This window comes from Endobacterium cereale (assembly GCF_009617585.1).
In the GTDB taxonomy this organism is placed as follows: domain Bacteria; phylum Pseudomonadota; class Alphaproteobacteria; order Rhizobiales; family Rhizobiaceae; genus Neorhizobium; species Neorhizobium cereale.
In genome coordinates this window covers 129,479-147,674 of record NZ_WIXI01000041.1, presented here as the reverse complement: position 1 = coordinate 147,674, position 18,196 = coordinate 129,479, and the positions used below count along the sequence as shown (strand labels likewise).

At 57.2% G+C, this 18,196-nt stretch carries 19 protein-coding genes; 7 read left to right on the top strand and 12 right to left on the bottom strand.

Annotated elements, in window-relative coordinates:
- Positions 1-296 precede the first annotated feature (296 nt).
- From GAO09_RS10960 to GAO09_RS10950, 3 genes are read left to right on the top strand one after another with little or no spacing between them, the layout of a single operon-like run.
- Positions 297-1,049, top strand: coding sequence for an ImuA family protein (locus GAO09_RS10960; protein ID WP_153354050.1), 753 nt, complete (start codon positions 297-299; stop codon positions 1,047-1,049).
- A complete protein-coding gene (locus GAO09_RS10955) occupies positions 970-2,481 on the top strand; it encodes a Y-family DNA polymerase (RefSeq protein ID WP_153354049.1) in 1,512 nt (503 codons plus the stop codon). Before GAO09_RS10960 ends, GAO09_RS10955 begins: the two co-directional genes overlap by 80 nt.
- Positions 2,478-5,738 carry an error-prone DNA polymerase gene (locus GAO09_RS10950; RefSeq protein WP_153354048.1) on the top strand — a complete coding sequence of 1,087 codons (3,261 nt, stop codon included), beginning with the start codon at positions 2,478-2,480 and terminating at the stop codon, positions 5,736-5,738. The genes GAO09_RS10955 and GAO09_RS10950 overlap by 4 nt, the downstream gene beginning before the upstream one ends.
- A 209-nt stretch (positions 5,739-5,947) precedes the next feature.
- Here the strand turns inward: GAO09_RS10950 and GAO09_RS10945 are convergent, their stop codons facing one another.
- Both GAO09_RS10945 and GAO09_RS10940 read right to left on the bottom strand, forming a co-directional pair.
- The gene (locus GAO09_RS10945) at positions 5,948-6,616 is read right to left on the bottom strand and encodes an SOS response-associated peptidase (protein WP_153354047.1); all 669 of its coding nucleotides are present in this window, start codon (positions 6,614-6,616) and stop codon (positions 5,948-5,950) included.
- A gap of 4 nt (positions 6,617-6,620) precedes the next feature.
- Positions 6,621-6,854 carry a hypothetical protein gene (locus tag GAO09_RS10940; protein ID WP_153354046.1) on the bottom strand — a complete coding sequence of 78 codons (234 nt, stop codon included), beginning with the start codon at positions 6,852-6,854 and terminating at the stop codon, positions 6,621-6,623.
- A 116-nt stretch (positions 6,855-6,970) separates the two neighbouring features.
- On the opposite strand from GAO09_RS10940, the gene GAO09_RS10935 reads away from it, so the two are divergent.
- Positions 6,971-7,150 (top strand): hypothetical protein, encoded by a 180-nt coding sequence (locus tag GAO09_RS10935; RefSeq protein ID WP_153354045.1) that lies wholly within the window; start codon positions 6,971-6,973, stop codon positions 7,148-7,150.
- Positions 7,151-7,724: 574 nt separating this feature from the next.
- Here GAO09_RS10935 and GAO09_RS10930 read toward each other — a convergent pair.
- The 6 genes from GAO09_RS10930 to GAO09_RS10905 form a co-directional block, all read right to left on the bottom strand.
- Positions 7,725-8,048, bottom strand: a complete 324-nt coding sequence (locus tag GAO09_RS10930; RefSeq protein ID WP_209018688.1) for a hypothetical protein — start codon at positions 8,046-8,048, stop codon at positions 7,725-7,727.
- Position 8,049: 1 nt separating this feature from the next.
- Positions 8,050-8,862, bottom strand: a complete 813-nt coding sequence (ku, locus tag GAO09_RS10925; protein WP_153354043.1) for a non-homologous end joining protein Ku — start codon at positions 8,860-8,862, stop codon at positions 8,050-8,052.
- A 12-nt stretch (positions 8,863-8,874) separates the two neighbouring features.
- Complete coding sequence (gene ku, locus GAO09_RS10920; protein WP_153354042.1) at positions 8,875-9,780, bottom strand: non-homologous end joining protein Ku; 906 nt, start codon at positions 9,778-9,780, stop codon at positions 8,875-8,877.
- 711 nt (positions 9,781-10,491) lie between these two features.
- The gene (gene ligD / locus GAO09_RS10915) at positions 10,492-13,182 is read right to left on the bottom strand and encodes a DNA ligase D (protein ID WP_153354041.1); all 2,691 of its coding nucleotides are present in this window, start codon (positions 13,180-13,182) and stop codon (positions 10,492-10,494) included.
- Between the two features lie 73 nt (positions 13,183-13,255).
- A protein-coding gene (locus tag GAO09_RS10910; protein WP_410769460.1) for an IS5 family transposase occupies positions 13,256-14,034 on the bottom strand; the annotation gives its coding sequence in 2 pieces (ribosomal slippage) (positions 13,256-13,692 and positions 13,692-14,034; 780 coding nt in all).
- Between the two features lie 30 nt (positions 14,035-14,064).
- Positions 14,065-14,406, bottom strand: coding sequence for a hypothetical protein (locus GAO09_RS10905; RefSeq protein ID WP_153354039.1), 342 nt, complete (start codon positions 14,404-14,406; stop codon positions 14,065-14,067).
- 188 nt (positions 14,407-14,594) lie between these two features.
- Here GAO09_RS10905 and GAO09_RS10900 point away from each other — a divergent pair, with 188 nt between their 5' ends.
- Genes GAO09_RS10900 through GAO09_RS10895 form a run of 3 tightly spaced genes read left to right on the top strand, consistent with a single transcriptional unit; the run spans position 14,595 to position 15,636 of the window.
- A complete protein-coding gene (locus GAO09_RS10900; RefSeq protein WP_153354038.1) occupies positions 14,595-14,795 on the top strand; it encodes a hypothetical protein in 201 nt (66 codons plus the stop codon).
- 1 nt (position 14,796) lies between these two features.
- A complete protein-coding gene (locus GAO09_RS30005; RefSeq protein ID WP_235938034.1) occupies positions 14,797-15,006 on the top strand; it encodes a hypothetical protein in 210 nt (69 codons plus the stop codon).
- Positions 15,007-15,063: 57 nt separating this feature from the next.
- Complete coding sequence (locus GAO09_RS10895; RefSeq protein WP_153354037.1) at positions 15,064-15,636, top strand: hypothetical protein; 573 nt, start codon at positions 15,064-15,066, stop codon at positions 15,634-15,636.
- A 14-nt stretch (positions 15,637-15,650) separates the two neighbouring features.
- On the opposite strand, the gene GAO09_RS10890 is transcribed toward GAO09_RS10895, so the two are convergent.
- From GAO09_RS10890 to GAO09_RS10875, 4 genes are all read right to left on the bottom strand, one after another.
- Positions 15,651-16,229 (bottom strand): DUF1349 domain-containing protein, encoded by a 579-nt coding sequence (locus tag GAO09_RS10890; RefSeq protein WP_235938049.1) that lies wholly within the window; start codon positions 16,227-16,229, stop codon positions 15,651-15,653.
- Between the two features lie 193 nt (positions 16,230-16,422).
- On the bottom strand, positions 16,423-16,662 hold the full coding sequence (locus tag GAO09_RS10885; protein WP_153354035.1) for a hypothetical protein: 240 nt from the start codon (positions 16,660-16,662) through the stop codon (positions 16,423-16,425).
- A gap of 297 nt (positions 16,663-16,959) precedes the next feature.
- Positions 16,960-17,757 carry an exodeoxyribonuclease III gene (gene xth / locus GAO09_RS10880; RefSeq protein WP_324185372.1) on the bottom strand — a complete coding sequence of 266 codons (798 nt, stop codon included), beginning with the start codon at positions 17,755-17,757 and terminating at the stop codon, positions 16,960-16,962.
- Entirely contained in the window at positions 17,754-17,933 is a 180-nt protein-coding gene (locus GAO09_RS10875; protein WP_153354034.1) for a hypothetical protein, read from the bottom strand. The genes xth and GAO09_RS10875 overlap by 4 nt, the downstream gene beginning before the upstream one ends.
- Between the last annotated feature and the right edge of the window lie 263 nt (positions 17,934-18,196).

Here is an 18,196-nt window from a genome sequence, read left to right as displayed (position 1 = left end):
CGTGGTGAGCTCGAAAACCGCTGGCCTGTCGTGTTTCACCTGTGCTGCCCGTCCAAGCTCAAAGCTGAAACCGCATTCAAAATTTTTTCTTTCAACCTTTATCCCCCTTGCGGCCAATCCTAGCGTTCTGATTCCACAGAGAGAATCCTCGAACCTGCTAAAATTATGAGACTGTATTCCTATTTTTGACCCGCTTGACTCTTTCTCGGTAACGGAACAGATACGGAACATCAAGTGTTTTGGCGGCATGAGGCTGTCCTTTCCAACCACCGCGAACCGGAAGGATTCCGCGAACGATGTCGGCTGTCCGCACCCAAGTCCTGGCAGATCTGCGTGACCGCATTTCTTCGATTGAGGGGGAGAGCGCCCGAAAGTCCGGCCATCTTCCATTTGGCGTTGCGGAAATCGATGCCATCCTACCCGGCGGTGGACTGGCCCATGGTGCCCTGCATGAATTCGCAGGCGGCGGGTCTGGAACTGTCGATGGCGCAGCAGCCGCGTTGTTTGCCGCCGGTATCGCAGCACGGACCAAGGGGCCGATCGTCTGGTGTCTGACACGACCGGATCTGTTCTTTCCGGCGCTGGCTCAGGTCGGCCTGCTTCCCAAGCGGGTGATCTTCGTCGAGTCCGATCAGGAGGAAGATGTTGCCGGCAATATGGAGGAAGCCATCTCCTATGGCGGCTGTGGCGCCGTTATCGGCGAGATGGTGCGGTTGCCGATGGTGGTGAGCCGCAGGCTCCAGCTCGTTGCAGAGAAAACCGGCACCATTGCTCTCGCCGTGCGCCGATGGCGACGACAGACGGAGGCCAATGATTTTGGTCAGCCGACGGCGTCGACGACACGCTGGAGGGTGAGTGTCTTGCCATCGCAGGAGCTGCCGGTGCCAGGCGTCGGCCGCCCGCGATGGTTTTTGGAATTGATGAGATCGCGTGCAGGCGAGTGTGCTGAGTTTTACGTCGGAGCGTGTGATGGCCAGGGTCGTATCGATATTTCTACCGGATCTGCCGACCGACAGGATCAGACGGGACGATCCCGCTATTCCGGATGAGCAGCCGATCGCTGTTATCGCCAGGAGCGGGGCAAAACGCTGGGTGTCATCCGCCGACGCATCCGCTAAAAGGATCGGCGTGCGCGTGGGAATGCCGGCGGCAAAGGCGCAGGCTATTTTCCAAGGTTTGATGCTGGTCGATGCTGACCCCGTCGCGGATGCCCTGGCACTGGATCGCCTCGGTTTATGGGCACTCGGACATTATTCTCCGATCGTCGCGGTTGATGGCATCGACGGTCTCGTTCTCGATACCGAAGGCGCCGATCATCTGCAGGGGGGCGAGATGCCGATGATTACCGGCATCGTTAATCTGTTCCGCGCCAGGAAGCTCACTGCCAGGGTCGCGATCGCCGACACGTGGGGTGCCGCGCATGCCTGTGTGCGCGCTATCAATCGAGATACGGTCATCGTGCCACGCGGCGAGATCGTGCGCGCCGTCGAAAAACTGCCGATCTCGCTCTTACGTTTGCCGGCAAAGGTCGTTCAGGATCTGAGGATCCTCGGCTTCCAGTCTATCGGCGAACTGTCTGCGGCACCGAGAGCGCCGCTTGCGCTCCGCTTCGGGCCTGAAGTCGGTCGCCGCCTCGACCAGATGTTCGCCCGCATGAATGAACCCATCGATCCGATCCGGACCGCTGACCTCGTCGAGGTATCCCGATCGTTTCAGGAGCCGATCGGGGCTGCCGAGACGATCGACAAATATGTCGGCAGGCTTGTCGTTCAGCTTGTCGCTGAGCTGGAAAAGCGCGGCCTTGGCGCGCGGCGCACCGATTTGGTCGTCCATAAGGTCGATAATACCCTCAAGGCTATCCGGGCGGGCACTGCCAAGCCCGCCCGCGATGTCGCCTGGCTGACCAAGCTCTTCAAAGATCGCACGGAAAAGATTGAGCCAGGCTTCGGGATTGAAAAACTCGTGCTCGTCGCCGTATCGGCCGAGCCGCTCGTTGAGGAACAGAAGGTCTCATCACTTGTCGAGGAAGAGACCAGCGACATCACCCCGTTGATCGATATCTTTGGAAACCGGGGCCAGCGTGTGTACTGCATGGCGCCGTATGCCTCCGACGTGCCGGAACGCAGTGTCCAACGGATCTCGGCCGTCGCGGAGGCCGTCGACGAAACCTGGGTCGGTCATTGGCGGCGGCCGGTGCGTTTGTTCGATCGGCCTGAGCAGATCCAGGCGATTGCGATGATGCCGGACTATCCTCCCGCCACCATCACTTGGCGGGGCAAACGTCACCGGGTGAAGCGCGCCGATGGCCCGGAACGCATTTTTGGCGAGTGGTGGAGGCGACCGAACGAGTTGGATGCCGTCCGCGATTATTTCGTCATCGAAAACGACGATGGCGAGCGCTTCTGGATCTTTCGTTCCGGCGACGGAGTGGATCCGCAAACGGGATCGCACAAATGGTTCATGCATGGGATTTTTGCATGAAATACGCGGAACTCCAGGTCACGAGCCATTTCAGCTTCCTTCGGGGAGCATCATCTGCGCAAGAGCTGTTCGTGGCAGCCAAGGAACTCGGTATTGAGGCGCTTGGTGTGGTGGACCGTAATTCCCTAGCAGGTATCGTGCGCGCGCTCGAGGCATCGCGGGACACGGGTCTGCGTCTCGTTGTCGGTTGTCGGCTGGATCTGCAGGACGGCATGTCGATTCTTGTCTACCCGACCGACAAAGCGGCCTATTCCCGCCTGACCCGGCTCATCACGCTGGGCAAGAGCAGGGGCGGCAAGAACAACTGCATTCTGCATCTGGACGATGTGGCCCTCTATTCCGATGGCCTGATCGGCATCCTCGTTCCCGATCTCGCAGATGATGCCTGCGCCGTCCAACTCCGCAAAATGACGGAGATCTTTGGACGCCGCGCCTACCTCTCGCTTTGCCTGCGCCGCCGGCCAAATGATCAGCTGCGGCTGCACGATCTGTCGAACATGGCAACACGGTTCAACGCGAAGACGGTCGTGACCAACGACGTGTTGTTTCATGAGCCGTCACGCCGGCAGCTGCAGGATATCGTCACCTGCATTCGCACCGGCACTACGATCGACAGTGTCGGCTTTGATCGGGAACGTTTCGCCGATCGCTATCTGAAACCGCCTGCGGAAATGGAGCGCCTATTCCCCAGGTATCCGGAGGCGCTGGCGCGGACGATGGAAATCGTCAATCAGTGCAGGTTTTCGCTCGAGGAGCTGACCTACGAATATCCGGAGGAGGCGCTGGTCGAAGGATTGGACGCGCAGCAGTCACTGGAGCAGTGCGTCCGCGACTGCATCCCGATCCGGTACCCCGAAGGACTGCCCCAAAAAGTGTTGCGATCAGTCCGTCATGAGCTCGATCTCATCAAGGAGATGGACTACGCACCATATTTCCTTACCGTCTACAGCATCGTCCGTTTCGCGCGCAGCCAGGGCATCCTGTGTCAAGGCAGGGGGTCAGCGGCGAACTCCGCCATCTGCTATATTCTCGGCGTTACCAGCATCGATCCCGAGACCAACGACCTGCTGTTCGAGCGGTTCGTGTCCAAAGAGCGCAATGAGCCTCCGGATATCGACGTCGACTTCGAGCACCAGCGCCGTGAGGAGGTGATTCAGTGGATTTATAAAACCTATGGCCGCGAGCGGGCAGCGCTTGTGTGCACTGTGATCCGTTACCGCGCAAAGGGCGCCATCAAGGATGTCGGCAAGGCCATGGGTCTGCCGGAGGATGTTACGAAGGCACTGTCATCAGGGCTTTGGTCGTGGTCGGAAGAGATTACCGAGCGCAATGTGCGCGAGCTGAACCTCAACCCCGACGACTATCGCCTTGTCATGACCCTGCGTCTTGCGCGTGAGCTGATGGGAGCCCCGCGCCATCTTGGACAGCATGTCGGTGGCTTTGTCCTCACACGCTCGCGGCTGGATGACCTTGTTCCAATCGAACCGGCTGCCATGGAAGACCGTCAGATCATCGAGTGGGACAAGGATGACGTCGAGGCTTTGAAGATGATGAAGGTCGATGTGCTCGCGCTTGGCATGCTGACCTGCATGCAAAAGGCTTTCGACCTGATCCGCGACCATAAGGGAGAAGATCTGGATCTCGCCAGGGTCAAGCAGGAGGACAGCGCCACCTATGCCATGATCCGCAAGGCCGATACGCTTGGTACCTTCCAGGTAGAAAGCCGGGCACAGATGGCGATGTTGCCGCGCCTCAAGCCGCGGACGTTTTACGACTTGGTGGTTCAGGTGGCGATCGTCCGGCCAGGACCAATCCAGGGCGACATGGTGCATCCCTATCTGCGCCGCCGGGAAGGCAAAGAGCCGGTGGAATATCCAACCGAGGAGCTGAGAGAAGTGCTCGGCAAGACGTTGGGTGTGCCTCTGTTTCAGGAATCGGCGATGAAGGTTGCCATGGTCTGTGCCGGTTTTACGGCCGGCGAAGCCGATCAACTGCGCAAGTCGATGGCGACCTTCAAGTTCACGGGCGGCGTCTCGCGCTTCCAGACCAAGCTGATCGAGGGAATGGTCAACAATGGCTATTCCAGAGAGTTTGCGGAAAAGACGTTCAAGCAGCTTGAGGGCTTTGGATCCTACGGTTTCCCGGAAAGTCACGCGGCATCGTTTGCCCTGATCGCCTATGCATCCTGCTTCATCAAATGCCATTTTCCCGATGCCTTCGGCGCGGCGCTGATGAATTCGCTGCCCATGGGGTTTTATGCGCCGGCGCAGATCATTGGCGACGCGCAAAGGCACGGCGTGGAAGTGCGGCCAATCTCGGTTCAACATTCACGGTGGGACTGCACGCTGGAGGTAATATCCGGGTCTGATCGTCATGCCATTCGGCTCGGCATGCGCCAGGTGGCGGGGCTGGCGGTCCGCGATGCTGCCCGTATCGTGGCGGCCCGTATCGAGCGCCCGTTCGAAAGCGTCGATGATGTCTGGCGCAGATCGGAAGTGCCGGCTGAGGCGCTGGTTCAATTGGCAGAGGCCGATGCGTTTCGGCCTGCGTTCGGCCTTGAGCGCCGTGACGCTCTCTGGGCGATCAAGGCGCTGCGCGATGAGCCACTTCCGCTGTTCGTTGCGGCCGCCGAACGTGAGATGAAGACCGTTGCCGAGCAGCAGGAACCTGAGGTCGCACTGCGTCAGATGACGGAAGGGCATAACGTCGTGGAGGACTATGCGCATTTCGGTCTGACACTGCGCGCCCATCCGCTGTCGTTTCTGCGCCGGGACCTGACAGCGCGCCGGATCGTCACCTGCACTGAGGCGATGAATGCGCGCGACAAGAGCTGGCTCTGTGTTGCCGGTCTCGTGCTCGTTCGGCAGAAGCCCGGTTCGGCGAAGGGTGTCATGTTCATCACCATCGAGGACGAAACCGGGCCTGCAAACATCGTCGTCTGGCCGTCGCTGTTCGAAAAACGCCGCCGCGTGGTTCTCGGAGCATCTATGATGGCAATCCAAGGGAAAATTCAGCGCGAGGGTGATGTCGTGCATCTGATTGCACGGCAGCTTGAGGATCTATCCGGAGATCTTGCCGCTCTTTCCGACCGCGATGCCGAGTTCAGGCATCCGACCGGACGCGGTGACGAGTTCGCCCACGGCTCGCCGGGCGGCGGTGATGCCCGTGACCGGCCGTCAACGAACAAGGTTCGAGACATCTTCATCCCGGATTTGCATATCGACACGTTGAAAGTGAAGAGCCGGAATTTTCATTGAGAGAGCGGAGTGTTGGTGGAACCTATCCACCCCCGTGCGGTTAGGAAATCGGAGATTGCGGCGTGCCAATCGGACACGACTGAGATGGTGAACGCATCGGTTTTTCCGATTTCTCGATGGGCAACGAAACGCCAGGCGAGCACCTTTACCTGTCCGCCGCGATCTTCATTTTATGAGATGGCTTGCGGCATTCGAACCTGTGTTCTCACTTATAGCGGGTTGACGTCGGGTTTCCCTTGAAACCGCGAGGAATTTACGTCTCGCGAAACCCGATGAAACTCCAGCGCTCCGTCCAAGTTCTGCTTTTGGAGAAGCTCTTTCGCCTGTGCGCCGCTCGTGGAGGGATTAAGCCACTCCTGATAGGCCGCAGGATCGAGGATAGCCGGTTGCCTGTCGTGCAGCCTGGTCATCGGGTCTCCCGCCGGCATGGTGACGATCGTGCAGCTCGTGATGCCGAGCTTCTCATTATGTGCCCACAGCCCGGCAAAAGAGAAAGGCGCGCCACCCGGCTGGTAGATCAGCCACGGGTCCTTTTTGCCGTCGTCCTGATTGAAGGTCCATTCGTAGAAGCCGTCAGCCGGGATCAGACATCGTTTCGACTTGAAGGCATCCCGAAAGGCTGGCGACGTCCCGATCGTTTCAATACGAGCGTTGAACATTGCGCCTTTCGGTAGTTCTTTCGCCCAGAAGGGCACCAGCCACCAGCGAGCGGTCTCCGCCATCTGATGGCCGTCGGCGTTGTTATGGACGATCAGGACATCCTGTGTCGGGGCGATATTGAAGCGAGCCTGCGTATTTCGCCCGCGTTCCTCAGCAGACAATTCATAAAGATCGAGGAAGGCCGGCCACTCATGTTCAAACGTAAACCTTCCACACATCCGGTCATCGTCTCCTGAGGACTGATAGGTCTTCAGTGAGGTCGCGGTTGGCGATCATGCCGAGCATCATATGATCGGCCAGTTCGACCAGGGCCGAGGCAACTTCTTCGGGATTCCAACCGGCTTTGACTGCCTGGAGGGCAACATCAGTAAAGGCGCCGGCCATCGCTTCCTGGCACTGCAGAAATCGATCGGGATGCCGGTCGGTCGTGGGCGGAAATATTCGGTTCATGTCCATGAAATGTCGTCTGCCAGCCGGCAGTCAAGGACTGAAAACAACGAATTGGTTGAGTGTGCTGTGGCGGAACTTTTGCACCGTGGAAGGGGTTCGGCAAAGACAGAGGAGATCCGAAGATGACCGACCTAAAAGACCATCCTGAGCAGGATCCTGCGGAAGGCTCGCGCGAGACGATCGAGCGCGATTTGCAGCGGCAAGGAGACAAGAGCGGCGGCGCCAAGACAGTGCCCTGCGAAGGCGAGCCAAAAACCGGACTGGCCGGCGCAGAGGCAGCCGAGCCATCGCCCGGAAGTTAAGACAGAAGCAACGTGCCAGCAGCGGTAGGGATAACTGTGATAGGATGAGTGATAACAACCGATCGAACAAGCGGATGACGCGCATTGGAGCGACCGCTGTCATCGTCGTGATCGCGGCCATTGCCACAAGCTATCTCATCGGGCCAGCGACAAATCCTCGGACCACGTCTTCCGTGTCGGCGCCAGCGCAAGGCGAGCCCGAGAACCTTGCGGCACCCGCCAACCCGTCGAGCGGTTCCAAACCCTAAGGCGGAGCGCTCAATTTTCCAAACCAATCGCGGTAGAGCGTGTTTTTCGCGAGTTTTCGATTATAGTCCGGCTCGCCGTCGGTCCACCAAACGGGCCCACGTTCCCCGAGGCCGATCTTCGCGGCGTCCACGCGCTGGCGAGCAAGCTTGATGCTATCGACGTCGCCCTTGGCATCCTTAACTGCCCTACGTGCATCCATCAACTCACTGACCAGAGCTTGCCGTTCGGGTTCCGCAAGCTGAGGATTGCTGAGCCTCCAGAGCCGACCCCGCACGACCATATAGCGGGCCGTCCGGCGTCCGCGGGAGTGGATGTGGTTCACCGCTCAAACGCGATTCAACGTATGGGTGGTCTGGCCTGGGGCGCAACGTGAGGCTTGAGCGGCGATAACATCGCTCTCGCGCAACCACACTTTCCCATCCACATCCTCACCTTGTCGAATGCTGGCTGCCGCAAGATCGCGATAAAATTCGGCGTAGCGGACAAGCCGCCGTAGCGTTTTTTCGGGAGGAGAGGCGGTCGCCTTCATCGCTTCACAGGTGACGATGACCAGCCACACGGACGATCCGTCGGTGACGGCGATTTGCCCATCCTCGAAATAGAGAAATGGTGCCGGTTCGCACAGATGGATCTCTGTTTCTTCCCGCATATCAGCTTGCTTTCTTCTTTTTGAGATCCGCTTCAACGCTTTTGCGTAGCGCGTCCATGATGTTCACGACATTGGAGGCTGGTGCAGCCTCCGCCTTTTTGCCCCTTGTGGTCTTCTTCGGCTTGAGCTGCTTTTTCTTCTGCGCGATCAGTTTAAGCAGTGCATCCTGGATAGGATCGGTGACCATGTCTGGTGACCACCGCGCCATCTTCTGCTGGATCAGCTTTTGGACAAGGGGAATGAGTTCTTTGTCGGCTTCAGCTTCAATGTCCTCGAAGTAGTTCTGCTCCGGTCGTACCTCGTCGCCAAAACGAAGCGACCAGAGCACAATACCGTCGTCGCGTGGCTCAAGCACGACTGCTCGCTCGCGGCGTCCGATCACCAGCTTCGAGATTCCGACGACCTTGTCGGCCCTCATCGCATCTCGGATCACGGCAAAGGCCTCGTGTCCGACGGGATCGTCCGGCATCAGGTAGTGCGGTTTTTCCAGGTACACCCATTCGATACTGTCGGAGGGTGCAAACTTTTCGATGTCGATGGTCTTCACCGTGTCGAGTGCCACGTCATCGAGATCATCGTCGGTGAGGATGACGTAGTCGTTTTCGCCACGAGCATAACCCTTGGCCTCGTTGTCGTCTTTCACCGGCTTTCCGGTCACCGAGTCGATGTACTGTGAGACAACACGATTGCCGGTCTCCTTGTTCAATGTATGGAACCGGACTTTCTCAGCTTCCGACGTCGCCGGCATCATTGAGACCGGGCAGGTGACGAGCGAAAGTTTCAGATAACCCTTCCAATAGGGGCGAAGCGCCATGATCTTGTTCCCTCACCCTGCTTTGCGCTGCGGGGCAGCTTTTGAAGCGGCGGACCCCTTGGCCGCCCCGCGCGCGCCGCGCTGCCTGCCAGCACCTTTAATGGCGTTGGCTGCAGTGCGTTTTGGTTTGTCGTCCTTGGTTTTGCCGAGGCCGGCGCTTTCGCGCAGTGCCGCAAGCAGATCGTTCGGCTTCGATACCTCGACCTTTTTGCGCTTCGGTAATGCCTTGCCCTCGATTTTGGCTTTGACGAGTTCGGCGAGCGCTGCCTCGTACCGGTCATCGAAGGCAGCCGGATCGAAGTCGCCCTTCTTCGTCGAGATGATATGCTTGGCAAGATCAAGCATCTCGCCCTGGACCTTGATCTTCGGCATGTCCTCAAAGGCCCCCTTCGAGGAGCGAACTTCGTAATCGTAGTTCAGTGTGGTGGCGATCAGGCCTTTGCCATAGGGACGGATGAGAACGGTGCGCATCCGGCGAAAGAGTACGGTCCTGGCGATCGCGGCAACCTTGGACTTGCGCATGCCATCTCTCAACGCTGCGAACGCATCCACGCCCATCTTGTCCGGGGTGAGGTAATACGGTTTGTCGAAGTAGACATCATCGACGTCGGAGCAGGGAATAAAGGCTACAACCTCCAGCGTCTTGTTGCTTTCGGGAATGGTGGCGGCCACCTCGTCAGGATCGATGATAAGGTATTGACCATTTTCGATCTCAAAGCCCTTGGTCTGGGCTTCCTTCGGGACTGCCTCTTCCGTGTCACTGTCGATGAACACGCGGTTGACGCGGTTTCCGGTTGCCTTGTTGATGGTGTTGAAGGTGATCCGCTCAGAAGTTGAAGCGGCGGTATAGAGCGCGACCCCACACGACACCTCGCCGAACTTGATGAAGCCTTTCCATTGAGCACGCTGACCGGCCATATCGAACTCCTCACACAAAACGCAACCTACGCGATTCAACTACGTAATCCGCGACTCGGTTCCGATTCGAAAAACGAATCATTTTCAATGGCTTGATTCAATTTTCGGCTGCAACCGTGAGATTCAAATCAAGCCTCTGGATTTGATGCATCTTTTCGGCGGCGCACGATTAATCCCGCTTATTGCAACCGAAGGAGAATTTAGATGTCGAAGAGTGAGTTGGTCGATACGCTACCACGTCCGTCGCGATGAAAGGGGCCAATTATAGGACAGCGTAGATGTCGTCCGATCGGTTTCCGCCGCCGCGGCAAAGGCAAAGACTGTCGCAAGCCGTGGGAAGCCGATTAGGGCAATCACCTCGGCCGAGTATCGAGGGTGACACCATGACCAGTATGGCTGGCGACCTCCGCCTTGCATCGTTTTAGCGATGCCTGCTCAACTTCTCGGCGGTCACCTGGCACTACAAATGTTCCATAATATAGATTACCACATATCCAATAAGTGGATGAAATTAAACGCTTATTTCGGAAGCTATTATGATGCAGATCTCGCCTGCGCGTTCCAAGCGTGGCTGTCTCGTCCGCCAAAATAAGCGTCCGGAGATTTTATCGTCAGCAATTCGTCCGATTGAAGGTTAAGTTCGCGCAAACGAATCGCAGCCTGGCACGTCATACCGAACCTCATCCAATCGGCAGGCTCCAACCTTTTTCGTCAGGCGGCTCGCCCGGACACTTTTTGTAACCGTTTTATGGCCTGCTCAAGCGGACGCTGTCCATCGCGGTAATCCTGCCATGCTGTGCTGTCCTTCATGAGAGCTGGCACAGACCTGATCGTAAAGCGCTTCGGGTCGAGACCTTTTTTCACCTGTGTCCAGCTAAGGGGCATCGACACGGTAGCGCCCGGTCGTGCTCGCGGCGAAAGTGGCGCAACCGCCGTGGAAGTGCGGTCATTGCGCAGGTAATCTAGGAATATGCGGCCATCTCGCTGGGCCTTGGACATCTTGATAAGATATAAGTCCGGGTTATCACGCGCCATAGCTTGGCAAACGTCGTGGGCAAACGCCTTGCCCTGATCCCAGTTCAGTTTCTTGCCCTTCGGCACCGAAAGCGGCGTCACCACATGGAGACCCTTGCCTCCAGTTGTCTTGCAGAAGCTCACCAGACCGAGTTCCTCCAGGCGATCTCGGATCTCGCGTGCACCTTCGATAACGGTGTCGAAATCGACATTGGGGCCTGGATCTAAGTCGAAGACCAGGCGCCCTGGGACTTCCGGCTGATAGGGCTCGCAATTCCACGGGTGGAGTTCTGCTCCGCCAATCTGTGCGACCGCCGCAAGTCCCTCCACGCGGTCGATCTGCAGGTAGGGTTGCTTATCGCCGGAGACCTTGACCTGTTCGATCAGGTTAGAGGTTCCCTGCATCGCGTGGCGTTGAAAGAACTGCTCGCCGCCGATGCCGTCAGGTGTCCGGATGATAGAGCAGGGCCGCCCTTTGATATGATCGAGAAGCCAAGGTCCGACTGCTTCATAATACTGAGCGAGGTCCACTTTGGTAACAGGCTCGTCGTCGAGCGCGTCCGGCCAAAGCTCCTTATCCGGGCTGGAAATCAACACACCCATAACGTCCACTTTCGCGCCCTTCCGCAGGCGAGCAGTCGTTTTACGAGCAGGGGCAGGTTTCGCGCTCTTTTCGGGCTCGGGTGTATCGACTTCATCCGGCTCTGCGGGTTTTTCGGCTTCAACCTCTTTTGCAGGCTTGTCCTCACGCAGGCCTTTGAAGGAAGCCTGTCTCACCTGCCCGTCGGCGGTCCAGCCAGCAAACTCGATTTCGGCGACCAGTTCCGGCTTCAGCCAAACAATATCGGCGGACTTCTTTGGAGCCCCGATTCCGGTAAACGCAGAATTCGAAGACTTCAACGCCTTGAGCTTCGGCAGGATCTGATCGACTACCTTTGCCCCGTAGCCCGTTCCTACCCTTCCGACATACACGAAGTGGTTACCCCGATAGACCCCCACCAAGAGCGAGCGAAATAAACCGTTGGTCAACGCATAAGCGCCGATCACGACTTCATGCCCTGCCCGGCACTTCGATTTCGCCCAGCTGTCGCTTCGGCCAGACTGATAAGGGGCTTCGCCTTTTTTTGATACGATACCTTCCAGAGACAGACGACACGCCGATTTCAGAACGGCATCTCCACCTGTTTCGAAGTGCTCTACAAATCGCAAGCGGGGATCATCTCCGGAGTCGGCCAGCAGTTCGGCCAGACGTGTCTTGCGCTCGGTCAGTGGCAAATCCCTGAGGTCTGCCTCGCCTTGAAAGAGCAAATCGAATGCAAAGAACACGAGGTCATCGGTCTTACCTTCCGATAGCGCGGCCTGAAGAGCGGCAAAGTCGGGCGCTCCGTTTTCGTCCAGTGCGCATATCTCGCCGTCGACGATAACGTCAGGCAATCCTGCTGCCACCTCAGCGATCGCGGGATATTTTGCAGTCCAGTTCAACCCCTTGCGTGTCTTCAGCGTCACTTCACCGCCCTCGACCCGCATCTGGATGCGATAACCATCAAACTTGATCTCGTGGATCCAGCCTTTCGCTGACGGTGGCCGCTGCAAAGTCTCGCACAGCTGGGGTGGGATGAAGTCCGGCATCGACACTGTCGATCCAGATCGTTTCGATTGGGAGGAAGCACCTCTTTTCTTCCGGCCGCCACGAGTTTTGTTTTCAGCTGCGCGTTCCTCCGCAGCCAGACCTTCTCTGCTATCCCACACCGCATCGGCTTGTATCGTGTCTGCGGTCGTCATGAACGGCTTAGGCTTCCTGCCCTTGCCTGAGGCGATCGCTTCCATCGTTCGACCGGACGCGACGGAGATGTCGTTCTTTTCGAGGACCGCTGCACCATTCTCGTCGACCGCAAATTCATCGTCATGTTTGATCAACAGCCAGTTCGTGCGTTTTTCGCCCTCGCGGCCGCGCATACGCACAAGTACGAAGCTTCCTTGTAAGCGATCACCATCAAGCGAGAACTTGAAATCACCGCTGCTCAGAGCTTGCTCCGGGGTCATGGTTCCTTCGGGTTCCCAATAGCCTCGGTCCCACAGCATGACCGTGCCTCCGCCATACTGTCCCTTGGGGATAGTGCCTTCGAAATCGCCGTAGTCTAATGGATGATCCTCCACCTCGACCGCCAGTCGTTTGTCCTGGGGATCAAGCGAAGGACCTTTGGTGACTGCCCATGACTTAAACACGCCGTCCATTTCGATACGCAGATCATAATGGAGACGGGTCGCATCGTGTTTCTGGATGACGAAGCGACGGCGATTCGATGATTTTATAGCCAACTCTCCGCTCGGCTCCGCGGTCTTTTTGAAGTCGCGCTTGGCGCGGTATTTGCTCAGGTTATCCGCCATAACCGAACCTCATCTGTTCTCTAGAGACCCTACGCCGATAGCGACCGCCACGTTTTCAAATGGTCGCTGTCAGCTAGGACACAGACTCATTAGCTGAGGCGATCCATATCCTCGTCGCTGCAAGCTTGAGGGCGGCCATATAATTATCAGCGCGCCGGTCGTATCGCGTCGCAAGGCCGCGCATCTGCTTGATACGGTTGAAGAACCGTTCCACGAGATTGCGCTGACGGTAGACCCAGCGGCTGAAGCTGAATGTCTGTTTCCGATTGGCCTTTGCAGGGATATTCGCCCAGCATTTGCGTTGCTTGGCAAAGTTACGAATTGCGTCGGTATCATATGCCTTGTCGGCGAGGATCGTCGCGCCGGGCTGCAGGTCGCTCAACAGCTTTTCAGCCATCGGTGCATCGGCGGCTTGTCCGGCGGTGAGTTCCAGCCGGACCGGTCTGCCATCTGCATCGACAAGAGCATGGATCTTTGTCGTCAGGCCGCCGCGCGAACGTCCCATGCAAGGATCGGCAGATCCCCCTTTTTAGCGTTGGCACCATGCTGGTGAACGCGAACACAGGAACTGTCGATCATCACAATGTCTCCATTGTAACGCTTTGAAACGGCGTCCAGAAGGCGATCCCAGACGCCCGCCTTGCGCCAGCGGGAGAACCGATTGTAAAGCGTCGTGCGCGGGCCATAACGTTCCGGCACATCTCGCCAAGACGAACCAGTCCTGAAACGCCACAGGATGCCATTGATCACCCGGCGGTCATCGACACGTTCAATTCCACGGCTCTTGTTCGGCAAAAGAGGTGCAATAATAGCCCATTCTTCGTCGCTCAATTCGTGACGGCGCATGGCAATCTCCTTTCAAGGGGATTGACTCACACACCGTCAATAAGATGAACCACGTTTATGGGGACACTGCCTAGAGGAAAGCTCGGTAGCGCCGAGATCACCGAAAGCGGCGCGAACGGCGTCCTCATGGCTTGACGCGATGTCGGCAGAAACTTCGATTTCAGACCCGAGTGGAGCGTCGCCCCGCCCGTCCTCGTCGACCGTCGGCGCGTCGCCACCGCTGATATCCACGCCGGACGAGTTGTCCGAACCGCTTGTCTGCACAAAGATATCCGTCCGATCGATATTGAGCTTTTGGACGAGATGTTCGACTGCGAGGTACGCAGCCTCACGGGTCGCGAACTTTGCGGTGACGGTTTTCGTGCTCACATCAGACATTGAAATTCCTTCATTTTTGATGGGAGACAGACCGCTGCTGTTGGAGCAGAGCAGTTTTGTTGCCCGGTTCTTCTGCCCTCAACATCCTCAGCCGACCCATTGTTCCAAAGGGTGATAGCAACCGAGTAGCGACTTGAGGAACAGAACAGGGCGGGAGGGGTTACAGAATCACAATGGAGGATGACGAAATGGGAAACACTACCCCGCGCGATGGCGCCCCCGGCACCACCGACCAATCCCCGAGATGGGAAGGACCACAAGAAAACGCGCCTCGCGGTTATCTCAAAGCCAAGGATGATCCGGACCGCGACCAAGATGCGGTTGGCGAGACAAACGCCAATCCGCAGAAGAAGAACCTGTCCGACTCTCTGAAAACCAAAGAGGTCTGAGATGTCGCACCCCGAAGACGACGCAAAAGGCCAATACGCCCCTTCGCAGGCAGATCGCAAAGCCTCAGGGGTTCACAGTGCAAAGCCAACTGTGATCACGGGCTCTGAAGACGCGACAGTGAACCGCGAACCTCCCGGTAAAAAAGCGTGCAAGGACTGGGACATTAGCTACGATCCCTCGGACCAGGACGAGGGAAAATTCAGCGGTTGAACCAATTCGCTTGCTGTAAGAATTTGCCAGACTTGACACAAGCAGCTCGGATCCAAGATGACGATGGAATTTTGTAACCGCGACGATTTTCAAGAAACAGTGCAAGAACTTTCCGCGGTACTGGCAAAGCCGGAGCATTACAGCCAAGTCGTTTGGAAGCTCGAGTATCTCAGTCGAACTGACTGGTACCATTTTTTCGGCATGATACGAAGCGGTGTGGGCTCCGGCGTCGGTCATGTTTACGATCGAGTTGACGGTCAAGCTTCCAACATCCCATACGATGAGTGTGTTTCGATCGCGCTCGGCCTTCACACCAACGCGTGCATTTCGACATACTCGGGTAAGCGCTCGGTCACCACAGACATCCTGGAGGAAGTTGAGACGAGAGGCTGCATCGATGCAGAGGTCGTGAGGTTCGGGATCGAAGCGAGGACCACAGAAATGGGTGGCCGGAAAGTGATGGCGGTTACTGACATTGCATTCATGGGACTAAGCGATGTTGCGCAACGGAAGCACATAACCGGTATCACCTCGGATGCGCCGTCTCTGAAATGGTGTAGAAATCGGCGGTTCATCAGTGCACTGCCGATAGTATCGCCTACAGCTGACTTCGGCTTTGCAGGATTGTAGGTGGTTCAAGGAGTTCAGCTTAAATCATGGAGACCCGTCGTTTTTGCGGGTGTTATCGAAAATTCAGAAAACTGCACCACCAGATGACCGCCCTCCGGAGAGCACGTCATGGGGCCGACCATGCAGGCTTCTGATGTGGGAAATGGCGCAAGACGCAAAAGTGGCCAAGATTTCCCATCAGTAGAAGTCTGAACTCTAATCGACTCTTTGGCGAGCGTAATCCGAACAAAAAAGTCACTGGTGGCAATAGCCTGACCTAGTGACCAATCCGATTTTTCATTGGTTACAACAGCACTGAAATAAGCCTGGCCGTCAGTGAACTCAACACCCGCTTTAACCCAGTGGCGATCGTCGGCCCGCACCATAAGCCCAGCTTGGTCGTAGAGATTGCGAAACTCACCCCTCACCCGAATTTGCACGGTAAATCCATCGCTAGCAGAAACTCCCAGAAAGTGACCACTATCGCGGATGAAGCCGTAATGTGTTTCGCGCCAGAAATCCGTCCCCGGGTCTGTCGTAACATTTAGGGCTCCGCCACAGACGGACCAGGTTGATGGCTCATGCCCATAGCGCGATTGGGATTTTCTCGCCAGCTTTGATGTCCCTGTGGGCGATAAAATAGCCGCGTAGGTCAGGAGCGGTTTCGTGTCCGACTTATTCATTTTCGAAGAGATTGATCTCGCCTGGTTTAGCGCTATACCGCATTCAAAGCCTTTATTTCGCAGCGGATAAGGTAGCTGCCAGCATGTTTCGGCGATCGCGTCGCCTGTGATTGGCCACAATAAGTCACCTACTCGGATCGGAAGGCCAATCGTTGGCGGGGCGTGGTAACTCGGGCTCGTTCCCCACAGCGATCGCCGAGAGCCTTGCGCTGGCAGACTCGAGGATGGCAGCCAAAAACTCGCTTCGCTGCCATCCGGCCAAATGTGCCTCCTCCACAAGCGACTGGACAGCGTAGTCGGCAATCTGTTCTGCCTCATCCTTGCGGCCCAGTTGCCCGGAACCAATGACCGGCGGATCAATCATAACAATCCCCTGTGACATGAAAGGTCGCCGCGGACAGATAAAGGTGCTCGCTTGGCATTTTATTGCCCGCAGCGAGACATCGTGAAAACCACAGCGTTTACCGTCTCCGTCACGCTCGATTGGTACCGGTGACCTCATGTGGCTAAACCTGGAAACATGTATTCGGTTCCCGTGGCTGCATTCGAACCTTCTGCGCATCTCCTAGCGTATCGCCCTAAGTACCTCCTCATGTGCGCGCCTTTGTCGAGGAATTTGTCTACCAAATTGTCCCTCTCATTAACTGCAGCTTGCCATTGGTTAGTCATCTCTCCGTTTGATTGCGCTCTCAGAAAGTTCGATCCACACAGGGGCATGGTCGCTCGTGTGCTCCCAGCCCCGGACACGCTTGTCGACCTCCGCCTTGGTAAGTCGTTTGGCGAGGCCGGGACTAAGTAGGAGGTGGTCGAGCCTGAGACCAGCATCGCGGCCGTATGCATTTCGGAAATAGTCCCAGAACGTGTAAATGCGTTCACCTGGATGAAGCTCTCGAACGGCGTCAGCCCACCCCTGCCCCACCAGCTTTCGGTAGGATTCGCGCACCTCGGCCCGAAAGAGCGCATCATTCCGCCAGCGTTCTGGCTTGTATACATCGAGTTCGGTCGGGATGACGTTGAAGTCGCCAGCAAGTATCACGGGCACATCGAGTTCGAGGAGTTCCGCCGCATAGTCCTGCAGACGCTGTAGCCATCGCAGTTTGTAGTCGAACTTGGGGCCGGGATAGGGATTTCCGTTTGGCAGATACAGCCCTCCGATGACGATGCCATCAACGATCGCTTCGATGTAACGGCTTTGCTCATCCTTTGGCTCGCCGGGGAGCCCTTTGCGCGTCAGAAGTGGCTCCTGATCGCGCGCGAGTATTGCCACGCCGTTCCAGGATTTCTGGCCGTGCCAGACGGCACCGTATCCGGCCCTTTCGATTTCCTGGACTGGGAACCGGGCATCGGGACCCTTCAATTCCTGAAGCGCGACGACATCTGGCCGCGCTTCCTCCAGCCATCTCAGCAGCACTTTGAGGCGACCGTTCACGCCGTTGACGTTATAGGTGGCGATCTTCACTTGCGCTTGTGGTCGCCCTTGTCGCCTTCGCCCGGCTTCGCTTTGTGCTGGGCCTCATGACGCTTGTCGGCAGACAGGGATCGGCTGACGTCGACAGACTCCTTGAACTGACCCTGCTCGTCACGGCGGATGTAGCGCTTGTCCGTCCCTGTATCGATGAGTTCACGTTTGCTCATGGCTATCTCCTCTGGGTGCAACACACGGTCAACTCGCGACTCTGCAAAAAGATGCACCGTTTGAAGCGGCCCGATCTGGCTCTTCCGGTTGTGGTGAAAAGCTGACGCAAGACCCTGAAATTGGTTCTGCCATTCCGGGGTCTGCTCCTAGAAAAACGTCTCCAAACCGAACGATCTGCTTACCGCTCTTTTCGGGAGAGCGCCGATGTGGCCAGAGGAACCGACGACAACCCGAAACGCGCTGCCGCTAACGCGAATGTCCT